Source organism: Alteromonas sp. G5_S2_22_S1 (assembly GCF_054968525.1).
In genome coordinates, this window is record NZ_JBQKUJ010000054.1 from 1 (window position 1) to 626 (window position 626).

Below are 626 nucleotides of genomic sequence, written 5' to 3' on the forward strand. Positions count from 1 at the left end.
CACAAACAGCTAGTAGACAGCGTTTACGGTGTGGACTACCAGGGTATCTAATCCTGTTCGCTACCCACACTTTCGCACATGAGCGTCAGTCTTTGGCCAGGGAGTCGCCTTCGCCACTGATGTTCCTCCAGATATCTACGCATTTCACCGCTACACCTGGAATTCCACTCCCCTCTCCAAGACTCTAGTCTGCCAGTTCTAAATGACCATCCCAGGTTGAGCCCGGGGCTTTCACATCTAGCTTAACAAACCGCCTGCGTGCGCTTTACGCCCAGTAATTCCGATTAACGCTCGCACCCTCCGTATTACCGCGGCTGCTGGCACGGAGTTAGCCGGTGCTTCTTCTGTTGTTAACGTCACGGCTAGCAGGTATTAACTACTAACTTTTCCTCACAACTGAAAGTGCTTTACAACCCGAAGGCCTTCTTCACACACGCGGCATGGCTGCATCAGGGTTTCCCCCATTGTGCAATATTCCCCACTGCTGCCTCCCGTAGGAGTCTGGACCGTGTCTCAGTTCCAGTGTGGCTGATCTTCCTCTCAGAACAGCTAGAGATCGTTGCCTTGGTAAGCCTTTACCTTACCAACTAGCTAATCTCACTTGGGCCTCTCTTTGCGCCGGAGCC

Annotated in this window: 1 rRNA gene; it reads right to left on the minus strand. The window is 52.7% G+C overall.

From position 1 onward, the window contains the following. Nucleotides 1-626: ribosomal RNA gene (locus tag ACTRWF_RS19650) — 16S ribosomal RNA — on the minus strand; the annotation flags it as partial.